14 protein-coding genes are annotated in these 16,902 nt (G+C 66.8%); 6 read left to right on the forward strand and 8 right to left on the reverse strand.

The window, feature by feature from the left end:
- Positions 1–110: 110 nt before the first annotated feature.
- From GA645_RS13725 to GA645_RS13735, 3 genes are read right to left on the reverse strand one after another with little or no spacing between them, the layout of a single operon-like run.
- On the reverse strand, positions 111–1,070 hold the full coding sequence (locus GA645_RS13725; protein WP_152223574.1) for an FAD:protein FMN transferase: 960 nt from the start codon (positions 1,068–1,070) through the stop codon (positions 111–113).
- A complete protein-coding gene (locus tag GA645_RS13730; RefSeq protein ID WP_152223575.1) occupies positions 1,054–3,216 on the reverse strand; it encodes a PepSY domain-containing protein in 2,163 nt (720 codons plus the stop codon). The genes GA645_RS13725 and GA645_RS13730 overlap by 17 nt, the downstream gene beginning before the upstream one ends.
- 14 nt (positions 3,217–3,230) lie before the next feature.
- Positions 3,231–3,701, reverse strand: coding sequence for a DUF2271 domain-containing protein (locus GA645_RS13735; RefSeq protein WP_152223576.1), 471 nt, complete (start codon positions 3,699–3,701; stop codon positions 3,231–3,233).
- 225 nt (positions 3,702–3,926) lie between these two features.
- Between GA645_RS13735 and GA645_RS13740 the strand changes: the two genes are divergently transcribed.
- The 6 genes from GA645_RS13740 (at position 3,927) to nahK (ending at position 12,922) form a co-directional block, all read left to right on the forward strand.
- A complete protein-coding gene (locus tag GA645_RS13740; protein WP_152223577.1) occupies positions 3,927–4,550 on the forward strand; it encodes a ParB-like protein in 624 nt (207 codons plus the stop codon).
- Between the two features lie 116 nt (positions 4,551–4,666).
- Positions 4,667–6,943, forward strand: a complete 2,277-nt coding sequence (gene pqqF / locus GA645_RS13745) for a pyrroloquinoline quinone biosynthesis protein PqqF (RefSeq protein ID WP_152223578.1) — start codon at positions 4,667–4,669, stop codon at positions 6,941–6,943.
- A 305-nt stretch (positions 6,944–7,248) separates the two neighbouring features.
- Positions 7,249–8,448: a porin gene (locus GA645_RS13750; RefSeq protein WP_152223579.1), complete on the forward strand. Its 1,200-nt coding sequence runs from the start codon at positions 7,249–7,251 to the stop codon at positions 8,446–8,448.
- Positions 8,449–8,528: 80 nt separating this feature from the next.
- The gene (locus GA645_RS13755; RefSeq protein ID WP_152223580.1) at positions 8,529–8,921 is read left to right on the forward strand and encodes a hypothetical protein; all 393 of its coding nucleotides are present in this window, start codon (positions 8,529–8,531) and stop codon (positions 8,919–8,921) included.
- Positions 8,922–9,207: 286 nt separating this feature from the next.
- Positions 9,208–10,365 carry a nitric oxide-sensing protein NosP gene (gene nosP, locus GA645_RS13760; RefSeq protein WP_152223581.1) on the forward strand — a complete coding sequence of 386 codons (1,158 nt, stop codon included), beginning with the start codon at positions 9,208–9,210 and terminating at the stop codon, positions 10,363–10,365.
- Positions 10,295–12,922, forward strand: coding sequence for a hybrid sensor histidine kinase/response regulator NahK/ErcS' (gene nahK / locus GA645_RS13765; protein WP_152223582.1), 2,628 nt, complete (start codon positions 10,295–10,297; stop codon positions 12,920–12,922). Before nosP ends, nahK begins: the two co-directional genes overlap by 71 nt.
- A 45-nt stretch (positions 12,923–12,967) precedes the next feature.
- On the opposite strand, the gene agmR is transcribed toward nahK, so the two are convergent.
- The 5 genes from agmR to GA645_RS13790 all read right to left on the reverse strand — a co-directional run bounded on the left by agmR (position 12,968) and on the right by GA645_RS13790 (position 16,898).
- Positions 12,968–13,633, reverse strand: a complete 666-nt coding sequence (gene agmR, locus GA645_RS13770; RefSeq protein ID WP_152223583.1) for a response regulator AgmR — start codon at positions 13,631–13,633, stop codon at positions 12,968–12,970.
- An 80-nt stretch (positions 13,634–13,713) separates the two neighbouring features.
- On the reverse strand, positions 13,714–14,280 hold the full coding sequence (locus GA645_RS13775) for a PQQ-dependent catabolism-associated CXXCW motif protein (RefSeq protein WP_152223584.1): 567 nt from the start codon (positions 14,278–14,280) through the stop codon (positions 13,714–13,716).
- 106 nt (positions 14,281–14,386) lie between these two features.
- Positions 14,387–15,205 carry an ABC transporter permease gene (locus GA645_RS13780; RefSeq protein WP_152223585.1) on the reverse strand — a complete coding sequence of 273 codons (819 nt, stop codon included), beginning with the start codon at positions 15,203–15,205 and terminating at the stop codon, positions 14,387–14,389.
- The gene (locus GA645_RS13785) at positions 15,202–15,933 is read right to left on the reverse strand and encodes an ABC transporter ATP-binding protein (RefSeq protein WP_152223586.1); all 732 of its coding nucleotides are present in this window, start codon (positions 15,931–15,933) and stop codon (positions 15,202–15,204) included. The genes GA645_RS13780 and GA645_RS13785 overlap by 4 nt, the downstream gene beginning before the upstream one ends.
- Positions 15,930–16,898: a YVTN family beta-propeller repeat protein gene (locus tag GA645_RS13790; RefSeq protein ID WP_152223587.1), complete on the reverse strand. Its 969-nt coding sequence runs from the start codon at positions 16,896–16,898 to the stop codon at positions 15,930–15,932. Before GA645_RS13790 ends, GA645_RS13785 begins: the two co-directional genes overlap by 4 nt.
- Positions 16,899–16,902: the final 4 nt, after the last annotated feature.

Genomic DNA, 16,902 nt, shown 5'->3' on the forward strand with positions numbered 1-16,902 from the left:
TCTTGGCATGGTGTAGACATCGTTTCGACGGCAACGATGCCCTGGACTCTATGAGAATAGACAAACGACGGGGGACCGGCCGCCACGGAGGGGCAGCCGCTGACCTCCGATCAGAAGCGCCCGGCTTCGACCCACAGTTGACGCAAGCCTGCGTCCTCGCGCAGCAGGAAGAGCGCACTCAACCCCTGTTCACGGGCCACCGCCGGGCCGAGCGTGGGGCCGAGCACCATCAGTGCGGTCGCCCAGGCATCGGCGAGCATGCAGGTCGGCGCCAGCACGGAAACCGAGGCGATCCCATTGTCCAGTGGCGCCGCGCGCCGTGGGTCCATGGTGTGGGCATAGCGCTTGCCTTCGTGTTCGTGGAAGTGCCGGTAGTCGCCTGAGGTGGCCAGCCCGCCGTCCCCCATCTGCAGCGCCCCCAGAGCCGTGCGGACGCCCGCCTCGGGGCGCTCGATGGCCACCGTCCAGGGCTGGTCGCCGGGCTTGCCGCCGCGCGCACGGAATTCCCCGTCGATGCTCACCAGGTAGTCGTGAATGCCACGATCTTCCAGGCAACGGGCCAACTGGTCGACGCCGAAGCCCTTGGCGATGCCGGACAGGTCCAGATGCACCGGATGACGTTTGCGCACGCGTCCGCCACCGAAGTCGAACTCCAGGGCTGTCATCGCGCTAGCCCTGGGTTGGCGCCTGAGCGCATCGCGCTGCCCATCGTCGGCGGGTCGCCCGGTGGGGCCGAAGCCCCAGGCGCCGACCAGATCGCCAACCGCGATATCGAAGGCGCCGGCGGACTCCACTCCCACCTGGATGGCGGTGTGCAGCACCCAGAGCAGTTCGGCCGGCAGGGTCATCCAGATGCCCGGTTGCAGGTCATTGAAGCGCATCAGCTCCGAGTCGGGCCGCCAGTTCGACATCTGCTGGTCCACGCGTGTCACTGCCATGTTCAACTGCTCGGCCAGCGCCTCCAGGTCCGGCGCGTCGAAGCTGTAGAACAGCACGCGGTAGCGTGTCCCCATGGTGGCGCCATTGAGGTCGTAGCGCCCAGCGCTCCGGGATTCAGAACAGGTCTTCACGGTAGCGGCCTCCGGCCCTGAGATGTTCCACGCTCAGCGCCAGCGGGCCGAGCAGCTCATCGATTACAGTGCGTACGCTTTCAGCCATGCCGCGCCCGCCACAGACCAGCACCTGGGCGCCGACGGCCAGCAACTGGCGAAGTTCCGATGCGTCCCGCTGCAGGCACTCCTGCACGTAGGCCCGCTGCGGTCCGGCGGAATAGGCCGTGTACAAGGCATTCAGGCGTCCGTCGGCGAGTGCCTGGTCGAGCTCGTGCCGGAAGGGCACGCCAGCCTCGGGAACCCGTCCTCCCCAATACAGGTAGAGCGGGCGTTCGCCGCGGTTCTGCCGTACGAAACCGACCAGCGGGGCGATGCCGCTGCCCGCGCCAATCAGGATCAACGGCGCCGTTCCCGCCTGTGGCCGGAACTCGCGGTTCGCCCGCACCGCCGCGCTGATCGTCGCGCCGGGCTGCAAATCGAGCAGGTAGCCGGAGCAGAGGCCGCCTGGGCGCAGGCGCACGCAGATGTCCAGCAGGCCGTCGCGGCTGTCGCTGGCCAGGGAATACTGGCGCGGCGCAGTGGCGCCAGGCGCGTATACGCTCAGCAGGTCGCCCGCCTGGTAGGTCACGACGCTGTCGATAGGGGCGAAGCGGAGCACGGCCAGGGGGGTATCGCCGGGCGCGTCGTGCAGTTGCCGCTCGACCAGTCTGAAACCTGAGTCGGGACGCGCTACGCCAACCTCGCCGATCGTCAGTGGCACGCCCAGCGATTCACCCAGCTCGCCCGCCCAGGCGCTGAAGTCGTGCGGCTGCCCGGCTTCCATGTCCCGGCGCGGCAACAGGCGCTGTAGCCCCTGCGCGGCGAGGGCTTCGTCCACCGCCACGGCGAACTGGCAGAAGCGCGGGAAACGTCGGTCGCCGAAGCCCAGTACGGCGAAGCGGGCAGCGGCCGGCAGGCGCAGGCATTCAAGCTGCTCCAGGAAGCCCGTTGCGGACTCTGGGGCGCCGCCATCACCGTAGGTGGCGGTCAGGACCAGCAGTTCGCGCGCAGCCGGAAACTCCCGCGCACCTTGCTTGAGCTGAGCGCTGTAGACGCTTCTGCCGGCGTTCGCCAGCGCACCCTGGAGGGCGTTGGCGAACGCCCAGGTGCCCCGGGTCTCGCTGCCGACCAGCAACACGCAGTCGGCGCGTTCGGCAGCTGCCTGCATGGACGTACGTGCCGGAGCACGCCGGCGCCGCAGAAACAGCAGCAGGCCGGTGATGCCCAGCAAGGGCACGCCGAGGGCCGCCAGGCCAAGTACTGGGCTCGCGGCTCCCAGGAGCTCACCGCTGTGCAGGCGGTAGAAGAATTCATTGAAGCCTTGCAGCGCCGTATGCGGCTGATACCCCAGCAACTCGCCGTTGACCGGATCGACGAAGCCGTCGCCCTCTGCGGTGCGCAGCGTGTAGGCCGCCTGGGCGTCCCCGCTGGCCGGGAACTCCAGCTCGCTCAGCTGCCCAAGGGGCACCTGGCGCAGGGCGTCAAGGTGCCCCGGTGACTGGGGCGTACCCAGGGTCAGATGAGCGGGGAAGAGGGGCTCCTGCTCCGAACCGGTGGGGATCAGCTCGAAATGCTCGGCCGACAGGTAGATGCCGCTCAGGCCGAACAGCAGCGCCACCGGCAGCAGAACCCGGCCGACCTGGTTGTGCCAGCGCGAAACCATGCCGCCACGCACGGGGCCGGCCAGCTTGCGCCAGCCACCCTGGCGGCGGGCCAGCAGCGCCAGCCCGGACGCACCCAGCAGGAGCATACCCAGCGCCCCGCCCGCCGCCAGCCCGTGACCCGGTTCGCCCAGCAGCAGTTCCCGGTGCACTGAGCGGGCGACACGGTACAGTGCGGAAGGCTCGTAGGCGCCCAGCACGTGGCCGTCCCCTGGGGAAACCTGCACCGCCCCCTGTTCGCCATAGGCGATCAGCAGACCGGACGGACGCCGCACCAGCCGCTCGATGCCGGGCACCTCCTGGCTCGCCCGTTCGGCGATCTGTGCCACGTTCCCGGGCAGTTCCGCGCCGGCCTGCAGGCGTTCGGCCAACGGCTGGGTCGCCAGCAGCGCGCCGCTACCGGCCAGCAGGAGGAGCAGGGCGGTCAGCAGGATGCCGGGCCAGGCGTGCAATCGACGCAGCATGTTCGCCTCCGCCCTCAAAACCCGTAGCGGAAGGCCGAAACGTAGCCGCTGCCGGCACTGTCCTTGCCGGCGCCCTGGACAGTCAGCGGTACCTTCAGTTCCGCGCGATTGGAGGCTTTGTCTTCCACCGCGCTGTCGATGCGGATCTGGTACCCGGCGTCGATCAGGCTGTCGGCCACTTCCACCGAAACCTTCAGGGTGTCGCCGCTACCGACGCTGGCGCCGCTCAGACCATCGAACTCCGCCGCGCGCAGGCCGCTGCCGCGTGCCCAGTCGCCCAGGTGCTTGTAGTACTTGGCCTTGCGGCCGGCGACCCAGAGCGTACGCTGGTACTGGCCCTGCGCATCGGTCAGGTAGATCGACAGATAGGCCTTGTTGCCGCTGTACTCGGCAAGGGTGGTGCTCAGGTTGAGTTCACGGGCTTGGGCCAGTGCGGGACCGGCGAGAGCGCCGGCCACGGTCAGGGATACGACGGCGGTCTTCATGATGGAGTCTCCTGCGGGGGAGCGCCCAGAGTGAATCAATGCGCTTAAATCAAGCTGAACCCCTCGCGGGTCGAGCTTCAGGCTAGCTTCAGATAACTCTGCTTAGGCACCGGGTGCGATCCCGTGCCTCGGGCCAGACTTCGTACTGCTGGCTGGTTCGCGCCAGTCGGCATTTTCCCATTCATCCTGCTCCCCTGCAGGGCTCCATGCGTAAGCGAGGCAACCATGCCCATCGTTCGAGACCCGGTCCTGACTCCCATTCCGATCAAGGAATTGCGCCCGACCCAGATCACCGTCGGCATGCGCGAAGTGCAGCTCAAGCGCAAGCGCTGGCTGAAGATGGCGGAAAAGAAAGGCGGCGAGTTTCTCGGCAAGCACATGATCCCCGTAGTGCTCGGCCCGAAGAATCGTCACTACATCATCGACCACCACCATCTGGTCCGGGCCCTGCACGACGAAGATGTGCAGCACGTCCTGGTCAGCGTCATCGCCAACCTGGGCTCGCTCGACCAGGAAGCCTTCTGGAACTTCCTGGACAATCGCGGCTGGATGCACCCTTTCGATGAAAAGGGGCATCGCCGCCACTACGAGGACATTCCCAAGTCGGTCTGCGACCTGATCGACGATCCCTTTCGTTCGCTCGCCGGAGAGCTGCGCTACGCCGGCGGCTTCGCGAAGGACACGACACCGTTCAGCGAGTTTCTCTGGGCCGACTTCCTCCGCCGGCGGCTGAGCCGCAAGGAACTGAACGCGGACTTCGATGGCGCAGTGCAACGCGCCCTGAAACTGGCGAAGAGCCCGGAAGCCAACTACCTGCCGGGCTGGTGCGGCCCGATCCCGCTGGGCTGATGCTGCCCCGGGGGATAAGCGCGCGGCGGCTACCCCCGTCGAAGGAAGTATTTTTCTTCGCCCGCCGTGCCGCTAAGGTGACTGAAGTAGCAGCGCCACTGGAGCCCGTCTGCGAAATGGCCGCCCCTTCCGACCGGATACGAGAGCTGCGCCTGGCCAACGGCTTGCGCGTCGTACTCGTGCATGCGCCGGATTCGCCGAAGGCCGCGGCGCTGGCCAGGGTTGCGGCGGGCAGTCATGACGAGCCGGCGGATTATCCGGGGCTTGCGCACTTTCTCGAACACCTGCTGTTTCTCGGGAGTGCCGATCATCGCGCCGAGCAGCGGCTGATGCCTTGGGTGCAAGGGCGCGGCGGGCGGCTGAATGCCAGCACCCAGGCGCGTACCACCGACTACTTCTTCGAAGTGGCCGCGGCCGATCTTGGCGATGGCCTGACGCGCCTGGTGGACATGCTGGCCCGGCCGTTGCTCGATCGGGCCGCGCAGCTTAGCGAGCGGGAAGTGCTGGAGGCCGAGTACATCGCCCGCTCGGCGGACGCCGACACGCTGATCGACGCGGCGCTGGCTGCCGCCGTCAGCGGGAATCATCCATTGCGCCGCTTCGTGGCGGGCCGGCGCGCGAGCCTGCCGGTGGAGAACGACAGGTTCCAGCGTGCCCTGGCCCATTTCCATCGCCAGCACTATCACCCCGACAATCTGGAGCTGTGGCTTCAGGGTCCGCAGTCGCTGGATGAGCTGCAGGCCCTGGCCGAGCGGGATTGCCCGGACTGGCCGGCGCACCTGCCGAAGGTGCGGGAGGCCGCGCCGCCCTTGCTGCCGCTGAGCGGGGACTCGTTGGCTCTGCAACTGCCCGGAGTCCCGCGCCTGGTGCTGGCGTTCGTGCTGCCGGGCCTCGACGCCGCCGCCGAGCAATCGGTGGAGAACCTGCGCGAGCGCCTTCGCGAAGAATCCCCCGGCACCCTGCTGGCCTGGCTGGGCGAGCAAGGGTTGGCGGATGAGGTCGGCGTGCGTGTCGTCTATCGCGCTGCGGAGCAGACCCTGGTGGCGGTGACCTTCGAACTGCTGGAAGCCAGCGCCGCCGCCAAGGTGGAGGCCGCGTTTCTCGACTGGATACGGGCGTTGCTCCAGTGCGCTGCGGCGCCGCCGCCAGCGGGCCAGGACGATTTGCGGCAGATGCCGGCGCTGGAACAACTTCGCCTGCGCGTGCGTGGCCTGCCCAGCGCACCCGCCCCAGGCTGGCTGGAATGGCTCGACGGCACTGCCATGATCCGTCTGCGAATTGCGCCGGACATCCAGGGACGGCCGGCCGAGGTCGCGGGTTTCCCGCTGCGGCTCGATTGGGCCGCGCGGCAATCCTGCACCTACCCATCACCGCACTGGCGATTTGCCGCGCCGCTGCCAGCCAGCGAGGCGGAAGAGGGCGCCTTGCGGCTGCGCTGGCGCTTCCCGACACGCCCATGCCGTAGCCACTTGCTGACTGCTCGATTGGCCTTGCGACCCATCACCGGGCAGGCGCGCCTGAGCGGCGTGGGGTTGATGCTGGAGGAGGAGGGTGTCGACTGGACCCTGTCGGTGATCGGGCCGGGGGATCGGCTGGACGAGCCCCTGATCGAGGCCCTGAGAGTGCTGCAACAGCCGCCAGCCTCTGTGCTGGCGCAGCGCGATCGACTGCTGCAGCGGGACTGCCTGCGCCAGGCCACGGCGTTGCCGATCCGCCAGGTGCTCGCCGCCGTGCCATCGACCCTGGCTGGACGCTCGATGGGGGCACCGGACTGGACCGTCGCCCAGTGGGACCTGCTGGCCCGGCGCGCCGAGCTTCCGCCGAGCGCCCAGGTGCCGGGGTTGCGTGCCACCGAACCGCTGCCGCCGCCGCGTCTGTCGGGCGGACATCATTGGCACCGCTGGGCCGGCGAGGGCGAGGGCGAGGCCGCGCTGGCCCTGTTCTGCCCCTTGCCTGACCGCAGCGCCGTTGGCGAGTCGCGCTGGCGCTTGCTCGCACGGGTGCTGGAGCCGGGTTTCCACCAGCGCCTGCGCGGCGAGCTCAACCTGGGCTATGCGTTGTACTGTGGCTTCCGCCAGATCGCCGGTTGGCGTGGTGTACTGTTCGCGGTGCAGTCGCCGCACGCGACGCCTGACGCGCTGTTGCGGCATCTTCAGGACTTCCTCGACCAGGCCGAACCAGACGCCATCCCGGAGCACCCGTTGCGAGAGTTGGCCGCTACTCTCGTCGGCCCCGTCGAAGCCTGGCAGGACCACCTGGCCGGCGTCGCCGACGATCACCATCAATACCTTCTTGACTGCGCACCGCGCCTGACCCGCGCCGACCTCGCCGCCGCCCACGCCGAGTTGATGGCCGGCAGCGGCGGCTGGTGGCTGCTCGCCAACCGCGCCTAACGCCCTTCTTCCATTTCAGCTTCCAGGTTCCGACATCTCGGAGGCCTTCCTGCACCTTTTGTCCGACTCCTCACGACCCCGTACCAGGTGCCATCGCGCTCACGACCAAAGTGCCACTACCGCCGCTACCAAAGATGCCCGTTCTACGGTCGGGACTGCGGCATGGCCTTGCGCAGCAAGCCCCGCGCCCCGGCCAAGGCAGCAGCGAAACGCGTCCAAGGCAGCGTATGGACAGTGCTTTCGGGTTTCGATAATCGCCTCCGCCACGACTGAACCGCAGTCGTTACATCCACGCGGAGAGCGTCATGAACAAGAACAACACCGCCATTCGCCGTTTCCTGCCCCTGTCCCTGGTTTCCATTGGGGCGCTGGGTTTCCTGCAGGCGGCCGTCGCCGATATCACGCTGTACGACAAGGACGACACCACCTTCTCCACCGACGGCTACTTCAACACCTTCTACGTCAACAGCGACGTGAACCGTAATGGCGAAACCTACGATCGCCGCCAGTCGCGGGTGAAGATGGGCTTCCTGCCCAACTATATCGGCTTCAACTTCGGCAAGAAGATCGACGGCCTGACGCTCACCGGGCGCTCCTCGTTCTGGGTGACCATCAACGACAGCGAACAGGACGGCACCAACACGGCGATCGACGTCCGTCAGTTCTACGGCAACGTCGCCGGCGACTGGGGCGAGGTGCTGATCGGCAAGGACTTCGGCCTGTTCTCGCGCTCCAACATCTTCCTCGACGAACTGCTCGCCGGCTTCGGCAACGCCAGCGATACCCTGGGCCTGGTCGACGGCAAGGGCGTGTCGTTCGGCAACATCGGCACCGGCTACCCGTACCCGTTCCCCACCTCGCAGATCACCTACCGCAACAACAACCTGGTGGATGGCCTGCGTGTCGCGGTCGGGATCATGGACCCGATCGACACCAACCAGATCGACAAGGACGCCAGCAACGGCCTGAATGACAAGGCCTACCAGGACAACCCGCGCTACGAGAGCGAGGTCAGCTATCAGTTCGACGTGGGTGACGCGCAGATCTACAGCTGGGTCAACGGCGGCTACCAGACCTCGAAGAACACCAACCACGAGGTCGACGACGTCACCTCGAAGGGCCTGGGCTATGGCATCCAGGCGAAGATGGGCGGTATCTCGCTGACCGGTTCGGGCTTCACCGCCAAGGGCATCAACCCGTTCTTCACCAACAACGCCGGCGAAGCCGCTCTGCGCGAAGTGGACAGCCGCGGCATGCTGCTGCAGGGCTCCTACACCTGGGGCAAGAACCGCCTGGCGCTGTCCTTCGGCGAGACCCGCGACGACGGCAATGGCTTGGGCACCGCCGCCGACTACTCCACCCAGGGCGTCGCCTACTTCCGCACCATCAACGACAACCTGAAGCTGGTGGCCGAGTACAACGTCTACCAGATCGATGGCCGCAAGGGCTCCACCGTCAGCGAGGACACCGACACCCTCGCCCTCGGCGCCGTACTCAACTGGTAACGCTCCCCAACTCCTTTGGAACCTTTTCGGCGGGCTGTCCTTCGGGTAGCCCGCCTTTTTTCGCACGGAAGGCAAATCACATGATCGGACTCTTTAGCACTCACGCGCAGGCGTACCTGCTGATTCTTTCCATCGGCACCACACTGGTGTTCGCCTTGCCCATCTTCCTCGTGCCGCTGTTGTGGGCGCGGGTCATGCAATGGACGTTGCCGGCGCAGACCGACCTGACGGTGTACTTCGGGCGTTGCCTGGGGGCGTTCATTCTCATCGTCGAAGGGCTGATGTTGCGGGCGGCGCTGACGGGGACGGCCTTGGTGACGACCTTCGAAGTGCTGGCGGCGGTGGCGGGGTTCATGGTGGTGGTCCACATCCATGGCGCGCTGCGGCGAATCCAGCCGTGGACGGAGACGGTGGAGACGGGGTTCTATGCGGGGATGCTGGTGCTGACGCTGATGTTCTGGCCGGTCGGGTGATGTCAGCCGTGGCGGCGGATCGCGGGCATGGCGCGGTCTTGCAGGCGGGCTCCGGTGCATCAGCTCTCGTAGGAGCAACTGTCTTTTGCGTGCTTGTAGGATGGCGTAGAGCGAAACGAAACCCATCAACACCGTGTACCAACAGCATGGGTATCGCTGCGCTCCACCCATTCTACAAAGAGACCCCGCTACTTTCGGATAAACCCGCCACGACCCAAGTAGCATGGGGTCGTCCCCGTCGCCTTCGTAGAATGCCCTCGTCGATATCCTGACCCAGGCGTACGCCATGCACGAAACACAAGGAGTCGTTCGCGGCATGTCCAGTGCCCGCGACGTCGAGGAAGTCGCCCAGGACCTGGCCCGCCAGCTGATCCATCCGCACCTCGGTTTCGTGCTGTTCTTCTGCTCCGCCGAGTACGACCTGGCGGGCCTCGCCGCCGCGCTGGAGCAATACTTCGGCGGCATCGACCTGGCCGGCTGCACTACCGCCGGCGAGATCACGCCGCAGGGCTACGGCCGGGGCTGTGTCACCGCCGTGGGCTTCGACCTGCGCAGCTTCGCCATCTCCTGCGCGCTGGTGGACGAGATGGAGCGCTTCAGCCTGATCGATGCCCAGCAGATGGTCGAAGCTCTGGTGGCCGATTGCCGCAGCGCCAGTCTTGCCCCGATCAAGGAGCACAGCTTCGCCCTGACCCTGCTCGACGGGCTGTCCAGCCGCGAGGAGATCGTGCTCGCAGCGCTCAGCGCCGCGCTGGGCGCCATCCCGCACTTCGGCGGATCAGCCGGCGACGACAACCACCTGACCCATACCCACGTCTACTACCAGGGCCAGTTCCATACCGGCGCGGCAGTGGTGGTGTTGTTCAACACCTGGCTCGACTTCGAGGTGTTCACCACCCACCACGTAGTGCCCAGCGAGGAAAAGCTGGTGGTCACCCACGCCGACAGCGACAGCCGCCGTGTGCTGGAACTCAATGCCGAGCCTGCCGCGCTGGAGTTCGCGCGGCTGGTCGGGGTGCCGCTGGAGCAGCTGGACTTCTCGCTGTTTCCGGCGCACCCGCTGGCGGTGCGGGTGCGCGATCAGTACTACGTGCGCTCGATCCAGCAGGTCAACGACGACCTCAGCCTGACCTTCTACTGCGCGGTGGAGAACGGCATCGTCCTCACCGCCATGAGCACCGGCCCGATGCTGCCGGGGCTCAAGGCGCAGTTCCAGCGCCTGCACGAACGCCTTGGGCCGCCGCTGCTGACCATCGGCTGCGACTGCTTCCTGCGTCGCCTGGAGCTGGAAGTGGCCGGCGATACCGAACCCACCGCCGAATTTCTCCGAAGCCAGCAGGTCATCGGCTTCAACACCTACGGAGAGCAGTTCAATGGCATGCATATCAACCAGACCTTCACCGGTGTTGTCATTGGACGCCCACGGGGCAACGGCGGACGCTGACCTGCGGGCGCGCATCGACGAGCTGGAGCGTGACAAGCGCAAGCTGCAGCGGATCAATGCGGCGCTGATCGAGCGCGTCGAGTCCGCCACCTCGCGTGGCGACAACGCCTATGGTGCCTTCCAGCACTCCGTGGTGCTGGCCGAGCAGGTTCGCGAGCGCACCGACGCCCTGAGCCAGGCGATGGTCGAGCTGAAATCCAGCAACCAGCTGCTCAGCGATGCCCGCCTGCGCGCCGAGACCGCGCACCAGCACCTGCTGGACGCCGTCGAGAGCATCTCCGACGCCTTCGTGCTGTTCGATCCGCGGCAGCGCATCGTGCTCTACAACGAGCGTTTCCGCGCCTTCTGGGCACAAACCCGTGCCCGTGTCGGCGCCGGTACGCGGCTTTCAGAGGTGCGCCGGCTGGCGCAGAGCAGCGGGCTGATCGTCGAAGAACAGCGCAGCAGCGACGACGAACACACCCTCTACCGTCTGCGCAACGACCGCTGGGTGCGGGTCACCGAGCGGCCGACCCGCGATGGCGGACTGGTGGTGCTCTATAGCGATATCACCGAGATCAAGCAGAGCGAGATGGTCCGTCGCGAGCAGGCGGTGGCGCAGAAGTCGCACCTGCTGCAGCGCGCCGTCGACAATCTGTCCCAGGGCGTGGCCATGGTCAGCGCCGACGGCGCGCTGGAACTGTGGAACCGGCGTTTCCTGGAGCTTTGCGGGCTGGCGCCGATCGAGGCGCATCGTCCCTTCGCCGAGGTCATGGCGGACAGCGAGCTGCCGCTGCTGACCCCGCGCAGCCGACCGTGCAAGGGTGAGGCGGAGGGGGCGATCGAACAGCGCCTGTACGACGGCCGCATGCTGGAAATCCGCACCCACGCGCTGCCCACCGGCGGCTTCGTCAATACCTTCACCGACATCACCGAGCGCTATCGCCACGCCGAGGCCCTGCGCGAAAGCGAGCGCTGGATTCGCCTGATCACCGACCAGGTGCCGGCGCTGATCGCCTACCTGAGCGCCGACCTCGACTACGACTTCACCAACAAGGTCTACGAAGAGTGGTACCGCTGGCCCAGCGGCTCGATGCTCGGGCGCAACCTGCGCGAGGTGCACAGCGCCGAGCACTGCCAGCGCCTGGAACCGTATTTCGAGCGTGCGCTGTCAGGCGAGAGCGTCACCTTCGAGATCGCCGAGACCAATCTTTCCGGGCAGGAGCGCTACATGCAGCGCTCCTACGTGCCCAACCGCCAGGCCGACGGCACGGTGACCGGCTTGTTCGTGCTGATCCGCGATATCACCGAGCGCCGCCGCACCGCCGAGGCACTACACCAGGCCTACCAGAATCTCGAGCAGCGAGTACGCGAGCGCACCGCCGAGCTGACCAGCCTGAACGACCAGCTCAAGCGCGAGATCGACGAGCGCAGCCAGGTCGAGGCGCGCCTGCGCGAGGCCAAGCGCGAGGCAGAGCAGGCCAACCTGTCGAAGACCAAATTCCTCGCCGCCGTCAGCCACGACCTGCTGCAGCCGCTGAACGCCGCGCGGCTGTTCACCAGCGCATTGCAGGAGCGCGGCGGTGACGCCCTGGTGCGCAACATCAGCCAGTCGCTGGAGGACGTGGAGAACCTGCTTGGCACCCTGGTGGACATCTCCAAACTGGACGCCGGGGTGATCAAGCCGGACATCGCCGCCTTCGACGTCGGCGAGCTGCTCGGCAATCTCGCCGCCGAGTACCGCCAGGTGGCCGCCAGCGAAGGCCTTGCACTGGACTTCGTGCCTTGCGGCGCGCAGGTGCGCAGCGACATGCAGTTGCTGGCCCGCATCCTGCGCAATCTGCTCTCCAACGCCATCCGCTATACCCCCGGCGGCCGCGTGCTGCTGGGCTGCCGGCGGCGCCGGCACGGGTTGTGGATCGAGGTCTGGGACACCGGCATCGGCATCGCCGACGACAAGCTCGGGGAGATTTTCCAGGAGTTCAAGCGTGGCGATGTGCAGCGATTCCACCAGGATCGCGGGCTCGGACTGGGGCTGGCCATCGTCGACAAGATCGCGCGGATGCTCGGGCACCGCATCCACGTGGAATCGGTGCCGGGCAAGGGCTCGCGCTTCGCCATCGAAGTACCCCTGGCGCGGCGTGTAGCCCGCGTTGCGCCGGAGCCTGCGCGTACTACTGACGATCTGCTCGAACGTCTGCGCGGCTCGCGTGTCTGGGTGCTGGATAACGATGCCTCGATCTGCGCCGGCATGCGCACGCTGCTGGAAGCCTGGGGTTGCCGGGTGGTGACGGCGCTGTCCGAAGAAGACCTGGCGCGCCAGGTCGACAACTTCCATGCCGAGTCGGATCTGCTGATCGTCGACTATCACCTGGACGACGGGTTGAATGGCGTCGATGCGGTGGCCTCGATCAACGCCCGGCGCGGTACTCCGCTACCGGCGCTGATGATCACGGCCAACTACAGCAACGAGCTCAAGCAGCAGGTCCGTGAACTGGGCTACATGCTGATGCACAAGCCGGTACGGCCGATGAAGCTGAAGACCGCGCTGTGCCACCTGATGGATCGTAGCGGCTGAGCGCCGGCAGGCACGCATGAGCACTGCCGGCGCCAGGGATTGTCGTCAGCGGCGCAGGTAGGCGGAAAAGTCGATGTCGCTGGCGCTCAGGATGGCCTGCACGCGGTTGTGCACCTTGAGCTTGTGCAGGATCGCCGAAACGTGGGCCTTCACGGTGGTTTCGGCGATCTCCAGGTTGTAGGCGATCTGCTTGTTCGACTCGCCCTTGGTCATGCGTTCGAGCACCAGCAGTTGCTTGCGCGTCAGCGCCTGCAGAAGCTCCGACGGGATGCTGTGCTCCTCGTGGCTGTTGCGCCGCGGCGAACTCTTCTGGGTGCGAATGATGTCCGACGGCAGGTAGACGTTGCCGTTGAGAATCTGCTCGATGGCCTCGGTCATCTGCAGTCGCGGCGAGGACTTGGTGATGAAGCCCACCGCGCCATAGGTGATGGCTTGCAACACCACCTGCTTGTCCTGCTCGGCGGAGACGATCACCACCGGAATGGTCGGTGCCTCGTTGCGCAGGCTCATCAGGCCGTTGAGCCCATGCATGCCGGGCATGTTCAGGTCGAGCAGGATCAGGTCGAGATCGTCGTGTTCCTGGGTCAGGTCCAGGGCGCTGTCGAGGTCGGCAGTCTCCATCACTTCGCTGCCGGGGAAGCCGTCGGCGATTACGTTATGGATGGCCTCGCGGAACAGCGGGTGATCGTCGGCGATCAGGATCTTGTACATGGCCTACACCTCGTTGTTGTCGTTATGGGTGGCGAGCGGCTTGCGGTCGCAGGTTGCTTCCAAGGTTGCAGCTTCCAGGGTCACGGCTGCAGGGGTTGCGGCTGGGCGTCCTGCAGGGGCAGCCCTGCCTGTTCCCAGGCGTCGATACCGTCACGGTACCAGTAGAGGCTGGCGTAGCCCAGCGCATGCGCCCGACGGATGGCGTTCCAGCTCAACCAGCAGTCGGAACGGCAGTAGAACACCAGTGGGCGCCTGGCGTCGCCCGCGGTCAGGCGCTGCAGGTTGTCGGCGAAGTAAGCTTGCCAGCGGGGCTCCAGCGCGCCGTTGCCGGTATTGGCCAGCCACAGGCTGCCGGGCAGGTTGCGGTGCTTCTCATCCTCGACGAACTGGCCGTTCAGCCAGGTGCGGCGATAGACATCCACCAGTCGGGTTTGCGGCTCGCGCTTGAGCAGCGCCTGAAGGGCGGGGGTGTCGAGGGTGGTGGCATGCTCGGCGGACGGCGGCGTGGGGCTGCGGTACTGGGTCAGGCGGTAGCCGTCGGCGGAAAACAGCGGCGTATCGCCGGCCTGCGCGGTCGGGAGCGCGAGAGTCAGGCTGAACAGGCACGCGGCCAGGCAGCCGTTCAGTGCGGAGGCAGGGCGAGGCATGGCGGTATCTCTATATCGTTCTTTTTGTAGTGGCCATTACATGCCAGCCGCGCACCTTTGGAAATTCGACGTGCGGAGGGGCGAACCAGTACCAAAGTAGTAGATTTCACCCCTTGCGCAGCGCGGCGTGTTGCGGGTTGAAGGTGAGCACGGCGAGGCTGGCGAAGAGCAGTGTCAGGCCCAGGCAGACGCCAGCCGCCAGCGGGTTGAAGCGTTCGTAGAGGGCGAAGCGCACCAGTTCCACGGCATGGCTGAACGGGTTCAGCGCGCACAGCCAGTACAGCCACTGGCTGGCCTCGCGCATCTTCCACAGCGGGTAGAGCGCTGAAGACAGGAAGAACAGCGGGAAGATGACGAAATTCATCACCCCGGCGAAGTTTTCCAGCTGGCGGATGCCATTGGACAGCAGCAGCCCCAGCGCGCCCAGCAGCAGGGCGGCGAGCAACAGTGCGGGGAGGGCTGCGACCAGTCCCATGGCCGGCGGCTGCACGCCGTAGAGCCAGGCGATGAGCAGGAAGGCGTAGACCTGCAGCAGCGACACCAGCGCGGTTGCCAGCAGCTTGCTCGCCAGCAGGAAGGCGCGCGGCAGCGGGCTGGTCAGCAGCACGCGCATGCTGCCCATCTCGCGGTCGTAGACCATCGATAGCGAGCCCTGCATGCCGTTGAACAGCAGGATCATGCAGCACAGCCCCGGCACGATGTAGGTCTCATAGGTGACGTAGGTATCGTAGGGCTCGATGATCGAGATGCCCAGCGCGGCGCGAAAGCCGGCGGCGAACACCAGCAGCCAGAGCAGCGGCCGCACCAGCGCGCTGAGGAAGCGCGAGCGCTGCAGGACGAAGCGCAGCCACTCGCGCACGACGATGCCGCGCAGGCATTGCCAGTAAGCGGCCGGGCCGAAGCGCGGATTCTCCAGGGCGCTCATGCGCAGGCCTCCAGGCGGGTCAGGCGTTCGAAGGTGCGCTCCAGATTGCCGGCATCCGGCGCGCAGATGTCCTGGGCTTCGCCACGGGCCACCAGGCGGCCGCGATCGACCAACAGCAGCGCGTCCTCGCCGCGGACTTCGTCCAGCAGGTGAGTGGTCCAGAGCACCGCCAGGCCGTCTTCGCGGCACAGTCGGCGCACATGGTTGTTGAGGGCCTGGCGCGCCGCAGGGTCGAGGCCGACGCTGGCTTCGTCGAGCAGCAACAGGCGCGGGCGATGCAGCAGGGCGCGGGCAATCTCCACCCGACGTCGGTGCCCGCCATTGAGCGCGCGGACCTTGTCGCGGCGACGATCCTGCAACTGCTGGCGGGCCAGCTCGGCGTCGATCCGCTCGTTCGCCACGCTGCGCGGCAGGCCGTGCAGGGCGGCGTGGTAGCGCAGGTTCTGCTCCACGCTCAGGTCCAGGTCCAGGGTGCTCTGCTGGAACACCACGCCCAGCTCCCGCAACGCCAGGCGCGGCTGGCGACGGAGGCTGCAACCGAGTACCTCGATCTCGCCCTGCTGCAAGTCGTAGAGGCGGGTGAGCAGGGCGACCAGCGTGGACTTTCCGGCTCCGTTGGGCCCCAGTAGTGCGGTGAAGCGCCCGGCCGGCAGCTCGAAGTCGAGGCCGTCCAGAGCGCGGCGGGGGCCGAAGGCGAAGCTCAAATCGCGGACCGTGAGAGCGTTCATGGCGTCACCACCACGCCCCAGGGATAGCGGCCGACCTTGATGGACTTGGTGACCTTGCGCGATGCCACGTCGATCACCGACACATCGCCGCTGACGCCGTTGGTGGCGAGCAGGGTCTTCTCGTCCGGAGTGAACGCCAGGTGCCAAACGCGGCGGCCCACCAGCAGGTAGTCGAGCACCTCGAAGGTCTTTGCATCGACGACCGCCACGTGGTTGGCCGGGCCGAGGGCGACGAAGGCGGTCTTGCCGTCGTCGGTGAGCTTCACGCCCACTGGCTGCACTTTGTCCGGGTGTACGCCCTGGATGGCGAAGCGCAGGGTCTTGAGAATCTTGCGGCTGGCGGTGTCGACCACGCTGACGGTGCCGCCGATCTCCGCCGAGACCCAGACCTGCGAGCCGTCGCGGGTGAATTCCGCATGGCGCGGGCGCTGGTCCACCAGGGTACTGTCCACCAGCTTCTGCGTCGATGTATCGATCCAGTGCAGCATGTTGGTGGTCTCGCTGGTGTTCACCGCCCACTTGCCGTCCGGGCTCACCGCCATGCCTTCGGGCTCGACGCCGACGTCGATCTGGCCAAGCACCTTGGCAGTCTCGGTATCGACCACGGTAACCAGCGCATCGTCCTCGTTGGAGATGTACAGCCAGCGGTCGTTGGGGTGCAGGGCGAACTGCTCGGGGTCGGCGCCCGAGGGCAGCTGCCTGATGATCTTGCGGCTGGCGAGATCGAGCACCTGCACCGTGTCCGAATCGCTCGCGCAGATGTACAGCAGCTTGTTGTCGTGGGACAGCGCCAGGCCGCGCGGACGCTTGCCGGTGTCGATGGTGCCGGTGACGGCCAGGGTGTCCAGGTCGATGACGCTGAGGTTGTTGTCCTTCTCGTTGGACACATAGGCGGTGGCGGCGAAGGCCGTGGGCACCAGACCGAGCGCGAGGCTCAGGCAGGAGAGGGCAAGCAGGCGGGGCATGGCG

The organism is Pseudomonas sp. SCB32, assembly GCF_009189165.1.
In the GTDB taxonomy this organism is placed as follows: domain Bacteria; phylum Pseudomonadota; class Gammaproteobacteria; order Pseudomonadales; family Pseudomonadaceae; genus Pseudomonas.

Coding starts and splice junctions, on each gene's coding strand:
- GA645_RS13730 (WP_152223575.1), bottom strand. CDS start 3,216: ATGCTGCGTCGATTGCACGCCTGGCCCGGCATCCTGCTGACCGCCCTG.
- GA645_RS13735 (WP_152223576.1), bottom strand. CDS start 3,701: ATGAAGACCGCCGTCGTATCCCTGACCGTGGCCGGCGCTCTCGCCGGT.
- GA645_RS13740 (WP_152223577.1), top strand. CDS start 3,927: ATGCCCATCGTTCGAGACCCGGTCCTGACTCCCATTCCGATCAAGGAA.
- pqqF (WP_152223578.1), top strand. CDS start 4,667: ATGGCCGCCCCTTCCGACCGGATACGAGAGCTGCGCCTGGCCAACGGC.
- GA645_RS13750 (WP_152223579.1), top strand. CDS start 7,249: ATGAACAAGAACAACACCGCCATTCGCCGTTTCCTGCCCCTGTCCCTG.
- GA645_RS13755 (WP_152223580.1), top strand. CDS start 8,529: ATGATCGGACTCTTTAGCACTCACGCGCAGGCGTACCTGCTGATTCTT.
- nosP (WP_152223581.1), top strand. CDS start 9,208: ATGCACGAAACACAAGGAGTCGTTCGCGGCATGTCCAGTGCCCGCGAC.
- nahK (WP_152223582.1), top strand. CDS start 10,295: ATGGCATGCATATCAACCAGACCTTCACCGGTGTTGTCATTGGACGCC.
- agmR (WP_152223583.1), bottom strand. CDS start 13,633: ATGTACAAGATCCTGATCGCCGACGATCACCCGCTGTTCCGCGAGGCC.
- GA645_RS13775 (WP_152223584.1), bottom strand. CDS start 14,280: ATGCCTCGCCCTGCCTCCGCACTGAACGGCTGCCTGGCCGCGTGCCTG.
- GA645_RS13780 (WP_152223585.1), bottom strand. CDS start 15,205: ATGAGCGCCCTGGAGAATCCGCGCTTCGGCCCGGCCGCTTACTGGCAA.
- GA645_RS13785 (WP_152223586.1), bottom strand. CDS start 15,933: ATGAACGCTCTCACGGTCCGCGATTTGAGCTTCGCCTTCGGCCCCCGC.
- GA645_RS13790 (WP_152223587.1), bottom strand. CDS start 16,898: ATGCCCCGCCTGCTTGCCCTCTCCTGCCTGAGCCTCGCGCTCGGTCTG.